General features: G+C 34.9%; 12 protein-coding genes. 10 read left to right on the forward strand and 2 right to left on the reverse strand.

What is annotated here, in order from left to right:
* Positions 1 to 152 precede the first annotated feature (152 nt).
* The 6 genes from rpsO (at position 153) to JG738_RS04305 (ending at position 6,776) form a co-directional block, all read left to right on the forward strand.
* Positions 153 to 422 (forward strand): 30S ribosomal protein S15, encoded by a 270-nt coding sequence (gene rpsO, locus JG738_RS04280; protein ID WP_084275644.1) that lies wholly within the window; start codon positions 153 to 155, stop codon positions 420 to 422.
* Between the two features lie 225 nt (positions 423 to 647).
* A complete protein-coding gene (locus JG738_RS04285) occupies positions 648 to 1,430 on the forward strand; it encodes a hypothetical protein (RefSeq protein ID WP_201338520.1) in 783 nt (260 codons plus the stop codon).
* A gap of 3 nt (positions 1,431 to 1,433) precedes the next feature.
* The gene (gene grpE, locus JG738_RS04290) at positions 1,434 to 1,985 is read left to right on the forward strand and encodes a nucleotide exchange factor GrpE (RefSeq protein ID WP_201338521.1); all 552 of its coding nucleotides are present in this window, start codon (positions 1,434 to 1,436) and stop codon (positions 1,983 to 1,985) included.
* 72 nt (positions 1,986 to 2,057) lie between these two features.
* Positions 2,058 to 3,953, forward strand: coding sequence for a molecular chaperone DnaK (gene dnaK / locus JG738_RS04295; RefSeq protein WP_201338522.1), 1,896 nt, complete (start codon positions 2,058 to 2,060; stop codon positions 3,951 to 3,953).
* Between the two features lie 38 nt (positions 3,954 to 3,991).
* A complete protein-coding gene (locus JG738_RS04300) occupies positions 3,992 to 4,477 on the forward strand; it encodes a DNA-deoxyinosine glycosylase (RefSeq protein WP_201338523.1) in 486 nt (161 codons plus the stop codon).
* 40 nt (positions 4,478 to 4,517) lie between these two features.
* Positions 4,518 to 6,776 carry a hypothetical protein gene (locus JG738_RS04305; protein ID WP_201338524.1) on the forward strand — a complete coding sequence of 753 codons (2,259 nt, stop codon included), beginning with the start codon at positions 4,518 to 4,520 and terminating at the stop codon, positions 6,774 to 6,776.
* Positions 6,777 to 7,086: 310 nt separating this feature from the next.
* On the opposite strand, the gene msrA is transcribed toward JG738_RS04305, so the two are convergent.
* The gene (gene msrA / locus JG738_RS04310) at positions 7,087 to 7,608 is read right to left on the reverse strand and encodes a peptide-methionine (S)-S-oxide reductase MsrA (protein WP_201338525.1); all 522 of its coding nucleotides are present in this window, start codon (positions 7,606 to 7,608) and stop codon (positions 7,087 to 7,089) included.
* Complete coding sequence (locus JG738_RS04315) at positions 7,601 to 9,517, reverse strand: thioredoxin domain-containing protein (RefSeq protein WP_201338526.1); 1,917 nt, start codon at positions 9,515 to 9,517, stop codon at positions 7,601 to 7,603. The genes msrA and JG738_RS04315 overlap by 8 nt, the downstream gene beginning before the upstream one ends.
* An 88-nt stretch (positions 9,518 to 9,605) precedes the next feature.
* On the opposite strand from JG738_RS04315, the gene dsbD reads away from it, so the two are divergent.
* The 4 genes from dsbD to JG738_RS04335 all read left to right on the forward strand — a co-directional run bounded on the left by dsbD (position 9,606) and on the right by JG738_RS04335 (position 13,825).
* Positions 9,606 to 11,339 (forward strand): protein-disulfide reductase DsbD, encoded by a 1,734-nt coding sequence (dsbD, locus tag JG738_RS04320; RefSeq protein ID WP_201338527.1) that lies wholly within the window; start codon positions 9,606 to 9,608, stop codon positions 11,337 to 11,339.
* Positions 11,336 to 11,728 carry a thioredoxin family protein gene (locus JG738_RS04325; protein WP_201338528.1) on the forward strand — a complete coding sequence of 131 codons (393 nt, stop codon included), beginning with the start codon at positions 11,336 to 11,338 and terminating at the stop codon, positions 11,726 to 11,728. Before dsbD ends, JG738_RS04325 begins: the two co-directional genes overlap by 4 nt.
* Positions 11,718 to 12,911 carry an amidohydrolase family protein gene (locus JG738_RS04330; RefSeq protein WP_201338529.1) on the forward strand — a complete coding sequence of 398 codons (1,194 nt, stop codon included), beginning with the start codon at positions 11,718 to 11,720 and terminating at the stop codon, positions 12,909 to 12,911. Before JG738_RS04325 ends, JG738_RS04330 begins: the two co-directional genes overlap by 11 nt.
* Positions 12,912 to 13,003: 92 nt before the next feature.
* Positions 13,004 to 13,825, forward strand: a complete 822-nt coding sequence (locus JG738_RS04335; protein ID WP_201338530.1) for a 5-bromo-4-chloroindolyl phosphate hydrolysis family protein — start codon at positions 13,004 to 13,006, stop codon at positions 13,823 to 13,825.
* Positions 13,826 to 13,830: the final 5 nt, after the last annotated feature.

Below are 13,830 nucleotides of genomic sequence, written 5' to 3' on the forward strand. Positions count from 1 at the left end.
CTTAATTTTTTTAAAGAGGATTAGTACAAGATTTTATATTTGCAGTTTGAGTGCATACTATGGCGGTATAGGTTTATATAAAAAATTTGCAAATCTTATAAATTTAGCTATAATGTCACTCCACAAAAATTTAGACCAATCAGGAGGCTACAATGGCTTTGGATTCGGCGAAAAAACAAGAGATTATCTCTAAATTCGCAGAGCATGAAGGTGACACCGGAAGTCCGGCAGTTCAAATAGCACTTTTAAGTGAAAGAATCAGCTATCTAACAGATCACTTGAAAGAACATAAAAAAGATCACTCTTCCAGACTTGGACTTTTGAAGTTAGTTGGACAGAGAAAAAGACTTCTTCGTTATCTCAAAAGAAAAGATTACGAAAAGTACACAAAACTCATTGGTGAGCTAGGAATCAGAGGATAACTCCTCTTCCTGCTTACAACCCTAAATCTACATTTATTATACTCTCTTTGTTATTTAATTCATTAATTTCTACTTCCGTAAACTATCAACTATTATATTATTAATTAATATTGTCATTTTGATTTGCCAGCATCTTTATATAAATATATAATCTCAATAAACTTGACAATACTCCACTCAATATGATATGATTTGCTCAGCAAATTTAGATATAGAGTGCTAAAAATGAACAAGAGTCAATATGTTTTAGAAGGATTGATTGAGGAGTATATAGATAATCCTGTTCCAATTAGTTCAAAATATCTTCATGAGCATTGTATTCCAGAGCTCTCTAGTGCTACTATTCGTTACTATTTTAAAAAACTTACTGAAAAAGGGTATCTACTAAAACAGCATGTGAGTAGTGGCCGAATACCAAGCGAAATGGCACTCAAAATGTATTGGATTAAAAAGTTGCAAAAGAAAAGTGTTAAAGTGGATGATGCACAAAGATTACAAAAAATTGATGAGTGTGAAGAGATATTTTATGAATATGGAATCTATAACAATCCATTATTAAAAAGTATTGATAACTATAAAAATAAATATATTATAGCCCTTTTTGAAAACAGTGAGTTTCTTTTGCCGTATAATAAAAAAGTAGAGCAACAATTACAAAAAATGATTGGCTTGGGAGCTTTTGATATTACTAATTTTTTTACTAATATAGGTTATGTTTCAGTGGGAAAGAGGCTCAAGGAGTTTATCCAAGAAGATTTTAAAATCTATAATGATAGTGAAATCATTGCAATGGCTCAACAGGATAGTTCTTGGGCTAAAGCTAATCTCTATGCTATCTATAGTGGGCAAAAGTTGTTGCAAGAAGATGTAGGATTGCGTTTTTCTCATATGTTTTTGAGCTATAAATTTTATATAGACCTTCCAAAAAATCTCAAGGGAGAAATGCTTTTAATGGGGAGGCTCTATAGAAATTACCACAAATGTATAAAAAATCTTATGAAGGAGTAAAAGATGAGTGAAAAAGAGAAAAAGAATCAAGAAGCTCAACAAAAGATGCAAGAGCAACAAGAAAACAAAGAATCACAAAATGATTGTAAAGAGTTAGAAGAGAAATTGCAAGAGTGTGAAGAGAAATATCTACGTGTCCATGCAGACTTTGAAAATACGAAAAAGCGTTTGGAGAGAGAAAAAATTCAAGCAATTGAGTATTCACTAGAAAAATTTGCACAAGATCTTCTCCCAGCACTCGATAGTCTTGATATGGCTTTGGCAGCAGTGAGCAGAGACAATCTTGATGCAGCCCAAGCAGTAGAGGAGCTTAAAAAGGGAATTGAGCTTACAATAGATCAATTTATCAAAGCTTTTAATAAACATGGAATAGAAGTAATTGAGATTGAAGAGGGGGGAGAGTTTAACCCACATCTGCATGAAGCTTTGTTGCAGGTAGAAGATGCTGAGAAAAAAGCAGGAGAAATTGTACAGGTAATTCAAAAGGGTTACAAATATAAAGAGAGAATACTTCGCCCTGCAAAAGTAAGTGTGGCAAAAGGGCAAGAAGAATAAGTGCTACAAAAGTAGCAGAAAAATTTAGTCCAATAAAGTAAAATTTCGAAAAATGTATATAAAGGAGTGAAAATGGGTAAAGTATTAGGAATAGATTTAGGTACAACAAACTCATGTATGGCAATTTATGAAGGAAAAGAAGCAAAAGTTATTCCAAATAAAGAGGGAAAAAATACTACACCATCAGTTGTAGCTTTTACAGATAAAGGTGAAATACTCGTGGGGGATCCTGCTAAGCGCCAAATGATTACAAACCCAAAAAGAACAATTTATTCGGTTAAAAGAATTATGGGTATGATGTGTAATGAAGAGAAAGCGCAAGAGGCTAAAAAACGACTACCTTATGAGATTGTTGATAGAAATGGTGCTTGTGCAGTAGAAGTTGATGGTAAAGTATATACTCCGCAAGAGATAAGTGCAAAAATCTTGATGAAACTTAAAGAAGATGCGGAAAGCTACCTCGGTCAAGAGATCACTGAAGCTGTTATTACAGTACCAGCATATTTCAATGATGCACAGAGAAAAGCTACAAAAGAGGCAGGTACTATTGCGGGTCTGAATGTATTAAGAATTATCAATGAACCAACAGCAGCAGCCCTTGCTTATGGACTTGATAAAAAAGAGGCTGAAAAGATTGTTGTATATGACCTTGGTGGTGGTACATTTGACGTAACAATCCTCGAGACTGGTGATAATGTTGTAGAGGTTCTTGCAACTGGCGGTGATGCATTCTTAGGTGGTGATGATTTTGACAACAGAATCATTGACTGGCTCGTAGATGAATTCAAAAAAGAGACTGGAATTGATCTCAAATCTGATATTATGGCATTGCAACGACTCAAAGAAGCAGCAGAAAATGCGAAAAAAGAACTAAGCTCTGCAATGGAGACTGAGATCAACTTACCATTTATCACAGCAGATCAGACTGGGCCAAAACACCTTGTGAAAAAACTCACACGTGCAAAATTTGAAAGTCTCATTGAAGATCTTGTAGATAAAACTATTCAAATTGCTGAGAATGTGCTTAAAGACTCAGGACTAAGCAAAAGTGAAGTAAACGAAGTGGTTCTTGTTGGTGGTTCAACAAGGATTCCTTTAGTACAGAAAAAAGTACAAGAGTTCTTTGGTAAAGAGCCAAATAAATCAGTTAATCCAGATGAAGTTGTAGCTGTTGGTGCAGCAATTCAAGGAGCAGTTCTTAAAGGTGATGTAAAAGATGTATTGCTCTTGGATGTTACACCACTAAGCCTTGGAATTGAGACTCTTGGTGGTGTAATGACAAAAATCATCGAAAAAGGTACAACAATTCCTGTGAAGAAAACTCAAATCTTCAGTACAGCTGAAGATAATCAACCTGCAGTAACAATCCATGTATTGCAGGGTGAACGTGAAATGGCAAAAGATAACAAATCTCTTGGTCAATTTACACTCGAAGGTATTCCACCAGCTCCAAGAGGAGTGCCACAAATTGAGGTAACTTTTGATATCGACGCAAACGGTATCTTGACAGTAAGCGCAAAAGATAAAGCAACAGGTAAAGAGCAACAAATTAAAATCACTGGTTCAAGTGGGCTCAGCGAAGAAGAGATCCAAAAAATGATCCAAGAAGCTGAAGCTCATAAAGAAGAGGATAGAAAACGAAGAGAGCTTATTGAAACTCGTAACCAAGCAGATGCTTTGGCATATCAAACAGAAAAGAGCCTCAAAGAGGCAGGCGATGCAATAAGTGCTGATGAAAGAGCTCAAATTGAAGCAGCTCTCAATGATCTCAAAGCTGTTCTTAAAGATGAAAATGCTACAAAAGAGCAAATTGAAGCAAAAGTTCAAGCGCTTACCCAAGTAAGCCACAAACTTGCTGAGGCTATGTATAAAAAAGAGCAAGGCCAAGCAGGTGGTACTGAACAGGGTGGTGCTGAACAGAAAAAAAGCGGCGGAGATGATGATGTCATCGACGCAGAAGTAGAGTAAACGAGCTAAGCTCGTTTACTCACCATTTTAGTCTACTAATGCTACAACATCCCTTTGAACCTATCATAGATAAAAATTCTAAAGTACTTATATTAGGATCATTCCCGAGCATTAAATCTTTTGAAAACTCTTTTTATTATGGTCATCCACAAAATCAGTTTTGGAAAATTTTAGCTACGCTCTTTGATGGAAAAACTCCACAGACTATTGAAGAGAAAATATCTTTTCTTAAAAAGCACCATATTGCAGTGTGGGATATGGTTCATAGTTGTAAAAGAGAAAACTCTCTTGATACATCTTTAAAAGATATTGAAGTTAATGATATTGAAAAACTTTTACACCAATATCCCAATATCAAGGCAATTTTTTTTACTGGGAAAAAGGCACAAAAACTTTTTTCGAAATATTTTTCACATCTTTCAATCCCTACTTTTTACCTTCCTTCTCCATCCCCTGCATATCGTAAAATGACATTACAGCAAAAGGTTCAAGCTTGGTTAATTTTAAAAGAGTTTTTACGATAATTAGGCTATAATCTTTAAGAAATCGAAAGAGGAGAACTCTATGATTCATAATATTCTCACATCTTTAACACTTTTTTTTTCATCATTAATTTATCCAGTAGATGATACGGCTGCAATAGCAAAACCTCAAGTATATCAAATGCAAACGCAGAAGAGCTTTTTTGAATATAGCGATCAAAGAACAATTCAAGGAGTATTATATTTTGAGAAGCACACAGGAATTAAAACAGATAATGTAGAAAAAAAATATTTTTTTGAAAATGTAGAAATTGAAGCACAAAACTGTATTGTGAAAGATTTTACTCCTCAATCTCCTATTGATATTACTGATAAAAATAACATTACATTTACTATAAATTTTGCAAATGATTGTTTGACAAATTACATTACTTTTAAAGCAGATTTGGTACAGCAAAATAAAATTTCATTGAATGGAAAAGTATATAGCGCAAAGAAGAAAAGCCAATTTGGGCCACTTGTGGTGCCAAACAAAGAGAGAATAAGTGTCACTTCATATAATATATTATTGCAGCCAGCTGATAATAATAAAGAAATGGTAACAGATGCTATAAAACAAATAAAATATAAGATAGTTGATGCACAAGGAAATCAAGTTGCAAGCAAAAATCTTAAATCTCTATATATTAGAAGCTTAGATGGGGAAAAACTTAAAATAAAACAGAATAATGAATATGTAGATGATTTATTATTAGAAAATAATATATCGAGTTATGGTGAAATTGAAGTGAAAAGTTTTAGTAAACCTGGTGATATATCTATTAACTTCAATGTTTCACTTCAAGTAGGAAAAATAGTTTTAACTAAAGAAGCATCATTGACTTTGCATATAAAAGAGTTACCGGATCTATATTATACTGCTAAGCTTCAAACGGAAAAAAATTATTTTGTTAAGGGAAATAATGGATATATCAATTATTCTATAGTGAGCAAAACATATAATAAACTAATTGATCCTCAAAAAATTGAGAGGATTATTGTTTCGTCAAAATCAGCAAGTATTAAACTATTTTCTCCAACAGGCGAGAAAGTAGATAGTTTTATATTAACGGGAAGAGATATTAAAAATAGTGGACTTATAATAGTAAGTGGAGAGGAAGAGGGTTTAGCTAAATTAGAATTTAAAGTTGAATTTAAACCTGATTCTTTGCAAAAGGAAATAGTTATTAGTAAGACATACCCTGTTTTACATAAAGCTCCTATTAATTTTGCTTTAGAGTATGTTGGAACAGAATATAATGAAACATCGGGCTTTTTTGAAGATGCATATACTATTAAAGTTGATAGTGATAATTTGGAGGGTAAAAATGTCAAAATAGTTGCTATTACTCCAAAACTTCTTTATCCTGAAGTATATTATGATAAATTTATAAAAGGAGAGCTTGATAATATTAATAACCCCTATTTTCATAATATATTTTATCGAGATATATATAGTGAAAATGGAGCAAAAATTATAAAAAATGGAGGAACAATATTTTCTATCTTAGCTGAGCCGATAAATATACGTCCTAACTTGAGTGAAGTAGATCCGATTCAAGATAAATTGATAATACTTCCGAACAAATATAGAAATGCAACTTCTTATTTGGGAGCGTGGAGTATACAAAGTGTAATTGATAGTTCTACTTTGCTTCTAGGAGAGGAAGCAGATGGTGAGATTGATAGTCTTGGTTATGTTATTGGAGATCCAACAAGATATAATCCATCGCAAGATACAATTGCAGCAATTATGCTAAATAAACAAGATGGGCAATATCCTGTTAAAAATGGATTAGTGCAATTTAAGCTTGCATATCCTACTTTTTTTGCAGGAAAAGATATTTTCTTTTCGGTTGTGTATGGTGAAGGTAAAGAGCGTATAGGTAATAGTTATAAAAGAACATTGACAGGAACTGCACTCACAGCTAGACAACCATCAGACTGCGTGGATAGGGTGTGTGCTGAAAGAGTAAAAATCTTTTTTAAAGATAATAATAAACCATTGCAATATGCTAGATTTGGCGCGGTTTGTAAAGAAGCTTTTACTGATAGAGGAAAAGGTTGGGATTATTTATATTTTACTGATTTAGAGAATGGTTGTGTTCAAAATCCTTACTATGGCTTTAAGATTAATCAAAAAACAGATGGTAATGGAGAAGTTTTAATGTGTATTTATCCAAAACTCAATTATGTTGAGAAAACTGATCCAGATACAAATCAAACATATCAGGTAGCAGAAGGTTATAGAAGAACTCAACCAGAATGTGAATACCAAGTCGCTGAGGAGTTTCCTTATTAAGAGTGGCTTACAAAATATCCAAGAAGAAAAAATATTATAATGGAAATAAGTGGGGAGAAAATGAGGAAGGTTTTCTTTTCCTTTCCGTAAAGATATGCAATATATGCTCCCCAACTTGTAAGTAAAAGTATGATATGCACTACCAAGAGGAGTAAATATACCCTAATGTATTTACTAAAACCTGTTGCAAAGAGAAGAAAGAACAGAAGTCCCAAATCTAGGATGAACTTTTTCTTATTGCCCTCATAGTCACTATAAATTTTATAAAAAACTATTAAGAACAAAGCTGCAAGAAAGAGCGCTAGTTTCATCATTTGTGATACTCTTTGAAAAATTTTTTAAATTTTTCCAATTTTGGAGCGATGACTACTTGGCAATACCCTTGAGAGGGATGGGTATTGTAGTAATTTTGATGATACTCCTCAGCTTCGTAAAACTCTCCATGTTCAATTGTTGTTACGATATTGTTATTAAATTGGGGATTAAGTTTTTCAATAATCTCCTCTGCGGTTGCTTCTTGCTCGGAGGTTTGGGGAAAGATGACGCTTCTATATTGTGTTCCTACATCGGCGCCTTGGCGATTGAGCTGTGTTGGATCATGTACAGCAAAGAAAATATGAAGAAGCTTCTCATAGCTGATTTTTTTGGGATCAAATTCGACTTTCACTACCTCTGCACATTTGGTAGTTCCCGTACATACCTGTTCATATGTAGGATTTTTTCGCCTACAACCAGCATAGCCACTAATGACTTTTTCTACGCCGAGTACTCTTTGAAATACCGCTTCCATACACCAAAAGCATCCACCACCAAAAATAGCTATTTCACGCATTCAAAGCCTTTATAATCTCTTGACACTCATTCGTATGTAAAAAACAAGCATTACGATTACAGAGCATGTACCCTTCAATCTCTTCACTTTTTAAAAGAGTAAAAGGGTATTTAGCAAAATCAATTTCGTTGCATGCAGTGAGGTTCTGCGCATCTGCTTTTATGATTTTATCTTGATAGATAAAACGCAAAACATCTTCAATAAATTTTGCACTCCATGTAGCGTACTTGTAGATCTTTTCACTATAAAATTCAATTGTATCAAAACTAAATTTAATATATTTCTCATCAAGAAGGCTACCTAATGTAAGCATTGCTTCTACCATTACTGCTGCGCTACTTGGATAAGATGTATCAGTATGTTCTGCTTCAGTCCATATTCCACCTTTACTAAAATACCATCTTCCATTATCAAAAAACTCTGTAAGAGCATCATTGACAAACAGATTTGCCCGTGCAAGGTACTCTTCATTCAGTGTAGTTTTATAGGCTTCTAAAAGGGCTGTAGCCAGATATGCATAATCTTCTAAAAATGCTTTGATAGTAGGTTTTTTATCAATTAATGCAGCATGGTAGAGATGCTCATCTATATACATTTTTTGCAAAAGCTGTTGGAGTGACTCCTCTGCTATTTCAAAATATCTACTTTCGATGCGAGCTGCTATGTAGAGTGATTTAATCATCATTGCATTCCAGCTAGTAATTATTTTTTTATCGATAAATGGATAGCATCTGCTTTTTCGCAGATCTTTGAGGGATTTGAGGGCTTTTTTACTTGTTTCACAGAGCTGAAGATCATCAACGCGAACGATATTTTTCCCCTCAAAATTACCAGCTTTTGTGATACCAAGTTTTTGCAAAACTATTTGGATCTCTTCTGGGCTAAAGCCATCTTTTTCAAGCTTTTTGACTACTTCATCATAATTGTAAACGAAATATTTCCCTTCTTCTCCTTCGCTGTCTGCATCGCTAGCACTATAAAAGAGCCCTTTTTGGCTCATATATTCACTAATAAAATCAGCTATTTCAAAGGCAATATCTTTGTAGAGTTCATTTTTTGTAGTAGTGTAAGCTTTGAGATAACTCTCCATCAAAAGTGCATTATCGTAAGCCATCTTTTCAAAGTGGGGTACTAGCCATTTTTCATCTACGCTATATCTGCAAAATCCCCCATCTACAAGATCTCGTAAGCCTCCCTTTGCCATATTTTGCAGTGTCACTTCAGCCATCTGCAAAGCATCTTTATTTCCGTTGAGGCGATAGATATCAAGCAGTGTATTAATAGTAGAGGTGTGAGGAAATTTTGGTTTATGTCCAAAACCTCCATGCTGAGGATCAAAAAACTTTTTTGTTGCCTCTACAAAAATATCAGCTATTTTTTCATCGAATTTCACAGCTTTTGTAGGATTTTGTGGTTTGAGATAGCTGAGAAGTTCGCGTCCCTGTTTTTTTATCTCTTGGGGATCTTTTTGCAAAGTGGCGACAATATTTTTGAGAAGCTGGATAAAACCTGGCATTCCATATTTTGGCTCCAATGGAATATAGGTAGCTGCAAAAATTGGCTCTTTGTCTGGTGTCATAAAGATACTCAGAGGCCAACCTCCAGGACGTTGATTAAGCAGTTGATGTACCTCTTGATAATATTTATCTATATCTGGACGCTCCTCTCTATCAACTTTGATACTCACAAAATGCTCATTGAGATACTGAGCAGCCTCTTCATTTTCAAAAACCTCTTTTTCCATCACATGACACCAGTGACAGCTGCTATAACCAATTGAGAGAAATATCGGTTTATTCTCCTCTTTTGCTTTTTTAAAAGCCTCCTCTCCCCATGGATACCAATCTACAGGATTGTCTTTGTGCTGTTGGAGATAGGGTGATTGCTCTTTTTCTAATCTATTTGCCATCTGTTTGCCTTTTTTGCTTTTGCACAAATAATAAACACTTTTTCGTTAAAATATGGCAAGTTTTATCAATTAGTTTGGAGGTTATGGTATGCGTTGGATAATAGCAATTTTACTTATATGTTTCAATCTGTTTGGATTTGGTTTTGTGCAACAAGGTTCCGTAGATATAGTTCCTGTAGAAAAGGCTTATAAACCTTCTGTTGCATTTCACAATGGTATACTTGAAGTAAATATTACAATGGCTCCAAAAACGTATCTCTATAAAAAAGAGATAAAGCTTTTTATTAATGGTAAAAAAGTAGATCTTAAACTCCCTCCTGCACAAAAGCTCCATGGTGAAGAGGTCTATCAAAAGCAGCTGAACTTTACAGTAGATGTCCCTAAAAGTGGGAAGCAAAAAGTAGTTTTGGAGTATCAAGGGTGTAATGAGGTAGGAATCTGCTATCCTCCTCAAAAAAAGGTGTATGAATTCGTTCAAAAGAGTGAAAAAGTACAAAGAACCTCCAAACCCAAGCTCTCTGAAGAGGAGTCAATTGCTGCTACACTTAAACACGAATCACTAGGAATCGTTCTTTTAACCTTTTTTGGATTTGGACTTCTTTTGGCGTTGACTCCATGCGTCTTTCCTATGATTCCTATTCTCTCTTCTTTAATTGTTGGCGCGAAAAATATGAATGCCAAAAAAGCCTTTTTCTATTCTTTAGTCTATGTTCTTGCGATGAGTATGACTTATACAGTTGCAGGAGTTTTGGCAGGACTCTTTGGTGCAAATTTACAAAGTACACTGCAAAATCCTGTGGTCATCACACTCTTTGCACTTATATTTGTAGCACTAGCTATGAGTATGTTTGGTTTTTATGAGATAGGCCTGCCAGCTTCATGGCAGACAAAACTTACTAAAACGAGCGATGAGGCTGGAAGTAAAGGAGGAATTATTGGTGTAGCAATTATGGGATTTTTGTCTGCTCTCATCGTAGGGCCTTGCGTTGCACCACCACTTGCTGGAGCGCTTATATATATAGGCCAGACGGGGGATGCTGTTCTTGGTGGATTGGCGCTCTTTGCTATGAGCCTTGGGATGGGGATGCCTCTACTTTTGATTGGAACAGGTGCAGGGAAATTTATGCCAAAGCCTGGTGGCTGGATGGAAGCTGTCTCAAAAGTCTTTGGTGTTGTTATGCTCGGGGTTGCTATATGGATGCTTGATCGCATTCTCCCTGCACAAGTAACGATGCTACTTTGGGCGGCGCTTTTTATTGGAAGTGCTGTCTATTTGCGTGCGTTAGAAGGAATTGAGCCAGGCGCTCACTGGTTTATCTATTTCAAAAAGAGTGTTGGTATAATTATTTTTATTTATGGTGTTATACTCATGATTGGAGCTTTTAGCGGGGCAACATCATTAATAAAGCCCCTTGCTAACTTAAGTAGTAGTAAACCTTTACAAAATATTGAAAAAAAAGAGCTCTTTCAAGAGGTAAAAGAATATCAAGAGTTTGAAAAGATTGTAAAAAGTACAAAAAAACCTGTGCTTTTAGATATAACGGCTAAGTGGTGTGCCAGCTGTAAAGAGCTTGAGCACAATACTTTTTCCGATCCAAAAGTACAGCAAAAAATGGAGCAGTTTTTGACATTGCGCCTCGATGTGACCGATAACTCTCCAAGTGATAAAGAGTTTTTGAAAAAATTTGGACTCTATGGACCTCCAGCAATACTCTTTTTTGATAGCAATGGAAAAGAGAAAAGAGGTTTGCGTATAATTGGATATAAGAGTCCAGAGGAGTTTTTGCAGATTTTAGATCAAGCTTTGAAGGATGATAGATGAAAAAGATTGTTCTGTTTATATCTTTTGTGTTCTTAGCAGTAGCAGCAGATTTTGATTGGGTTACTTATAATAAAGCCCTTGCAATGGCTAAAAAGCTCAATAAACCTATTATGATTATGATAAGCCAAAAGGGATGTCCAACCTGTGAATATATGGATGATGTAGCATTTGAAAATGATGGACTTGTGGATTTTGTAGAGTACAATTTTATTCCAGTAAAAATTGATCTGAGTGAAGCGAAAAAACTTGGATTTAAAGCTTATGGGACTCCCACTTTTTATTTCTTACGTCCTAATGGTAAACCATTTGAGCCACCTCTTGTAGGGGGAGCAACAGCAAAAGTCTTTTTAGACAAACTCAAAGAGATAAAGGCAGATTATGGTCATTAAGAATGCAAAAATTGTAAATTTTGATAATATCTTTATGGCTGATGTATTGGTGGAAGATGAACTTATTACCCGCATTGACACTGAAATTGCAGGGCATGAAATTTTGGATATTGAGGGAAAGTATCTTTTACCAGGATTAGTCGATTTAAATATACGTACTCTTGATGATAAAATTAATAGTGATAATTTTGTAAGGCTTTCTTGCAATGCAAAAAAAGGAGGTGTAACAACAATTGCCCTCATAGCGGATCTCCAGCCTCCTATTAGTGATGAGATAACACTAGAGTTTGTAAAATCTCAAGATGTTCAAGTGACTATCTACCCTCTTGTCATGGCACTGCGGGATGAGAATAGTTTGAGTGAATTGGCGATTCTGCTCAAAAAGGGGGCATTATCAATTTTTACTCCTTCTGATATTAATGAGTACCTTCTCGCAAGAGTTTTTGAATATGCAAAGATGCGAGGTGTCGTTTTACATATAGAGCCGAAAAATAGTGTATTTCGCGATGTTGGTGTGATGAATGAATCTGAAGTCTCATTTCGCCTAGGACTTGGAGGAATAAGTGAGCTTGAAGAGATAAGTGAAATTGCTAAAGTTTTGGAATTTGCCAACTTTTACAAAGTGCCGGTACTTTTTAAAAGTGTTTCAACTCCAAGAGGATTAGAACTTATAGCAAAAAGTAGATATGCGTATGCAGAGGTTGCTATTCATCATCTTCTTTTTAGTGATGAAGCTTGTGAAGAATATAACACTTTTGCAAAATTATCACCACCTCTTCGGAATGAAGAGCAAAGACAACAACTCATTCAAGCACTGCAAGAGGGCAAAATTGATCTCCTGACCTCTTTACATTCGCCAAAATCATTTGTAAATAAAGATGTGAGTTTCAATGAGGCGAGCTTTGGTATAGATGCATTAGGCTATTATCTTCCTCTTCTTTATGATAGATTGGTGAAGCAAAATATAATCTCTTTTTCAAAACTTGTAGAACTTACAGCTACAAATCCTGGATGTTTTGTGGATGAGAAAGTAGGGAAAATAGAAGAGGGTTATAGCGCAGATTTTATTATTTTTGATCCTGAAGCTACAACAAAAGTAACAGTCCCATCTTTATATACTGACAAAATACTACAAGGAAGTGTTGTCAATGTGATAAAGAATGGAGAGGTCATTTATGGTTAATTTTATAAAAAAATTTTTAGGCTTTTTCTTTTTGCTCTTTAGTGCCGGATTTGTAAGCTGGTATCCACTCATTTACCTGCTAAAGAGATAGTATGCCTTTGGCAAAACGCTATAGCGCAAAACTTGTCAAAAATACAAAAACTATAGGTTTCTTACTCTACCTTTTTGTCATTCCTCCTCTTATAGCAATTGTTGCTGCTGTTGTTATGGTAGATATGAAGAAATTTATCTTTAATCTTCTCTCTTTTTTGCTCTTTTTTGCAGCTTTGTATTTGAGTAAGAGAGGATTTGCACAAGAGTTTGCATACAATCAAGCTACATTTGCCCAAGCCCCAAAGGTACCTTATAAACTTCTTGGAGCCCTCAGTTTAGCAGTTGCTGTTTTTTATACCTCATTTGTAATATCCAATCGAACATTTTTGCACTCACTCTTTTTAGCACTTATTGCATTTGCTGGATATGTGCTCTGGTATGGGCTCGATCCAAGAATCGATAAGATTCCAGATACCAAAGATGTGGGTTACAAAGTGGCACTACAAACAATTAATGAAGCAAAAGAGCAACTAGCTGCTGTAGAAGAACAAGCAGCAAAAATTAAAAATGGAGATCTCAGAAAGAGGGTCTATGCAACTGTCAAAAAAGCAAGAAAGATAATAGCGGAAGTTGAGAAGAAGCCCTATTTTGTAAGAGAGCTACGAAAATTTCTCGTTGTTTATATCAACGGGCTTTTTGAAGTTACAGAGTCTTACATTAAAGTCCAAGAGTCTTTAACGCAAGAGAAAAAACAAGAGCTCTATCAACTTCTTGAAGATGTGCAAAAGCGCTTTGATAAAGAGCTAAGAAAAATTGAGAAAAAAGGGACTACAGAGCTTGATATCAAGATGGATACACTAAATCTGCAGATAAACGAATAAAGGAT

It is taken from the genome of Nitratiruptor sp. YY08-26 (genome assembly GCF_016593215.1).
Lineage (GTDB): Bacteria > Campylobacterota > Campylobacteria > Campylobacterales > Nitratiruptoraceae > Nitratiruptor > Nitratiruptor tergarcus.

Excerpts from the sequence above, each read along its gene's own strand:
- rpsO (WP_084275644.1), top strand. The coding sequence starts at position 153 with ATGGCTTTGGATTCGGCGAAAAAACAAGAGATTATCTCTAAATTCGCA.
- JG738_RS04285 (WP_201338520.1), top strand. The coding sequence starts at position 648 with ATGAACAAGAGTCAATATGTTTTAGAAGGATTGATTGAGGAGTATATA.
- grpE (WP_201338521.1), top strand. The coding sequence starts at position 1,434 with ATGAGTGAAAAAGAGAAAAAGAATCAAGAAGCTCAACAAAAGATGCAA.
- dnaK (WP_201338522.1), top strand. The coding sequence starts at position 2,058 with ATGGGTAAAGTATTAGGAATAGATTTAGGTACAACAAACTCATGTATG.
- JG738_RS04300 (WP_201338523.1), top strand. The coding sequence starts at position 3,992 with ATGCTACAACATCCCTTTGAACCTATCATAGATAAAAATTCTAAAGTA.
- JG738_RS04305 (WP_201338524.1), top strand. The coding sequence starts at position 4,518 with ATGATTCATAATATTCTCACATCTTTAACACTTTTTTTTTCATCATTA.
- msrA (WP_201338525.1), bottom strand. The coding sequence starts at position 7,608 with ATGCGTGAAATAGCTATTTTTGGTGGTGGATGCTTTTGGTGTATGGAA.
- JG738_RS04315 (WP_201338526.1), bottom strand. The coding sequence starts at position 9,517 with ATGGCAAATAGATTAGAAAAAGAGCAATCACCCTATCTCCAACAGCAC.
- dsbD (WP_201338527.1), top strand. The coding sequence starts at position 9,606 with ATGCGTTGGATAATAGCAATTTTACTTATATGTTTCAATCTGTTTGGA.
- JG738_RS04325 (WP_201338528.1), top strand. The coding sequence starts at position 11,336 with ATGAAAAAGATTGTTCTGTTTATATCTTTTGTGTTCTTAGCAGTAGCA.
- JG738_RS04330 (WP_201338529.1), top strand. The coding sequence starts at position 11,718 with ATGGTCATTAAGAATGCAAAAATTGTAAATTTTGATAATATCTTTATG.
- JG738_RS04335 (WP_201338530.1), top strand. The coding sequence starts at position 13,004 with ATGCCTTTGGCAAAACGCTATAGCGCAAAACTTGTCAAAAATACAAAA.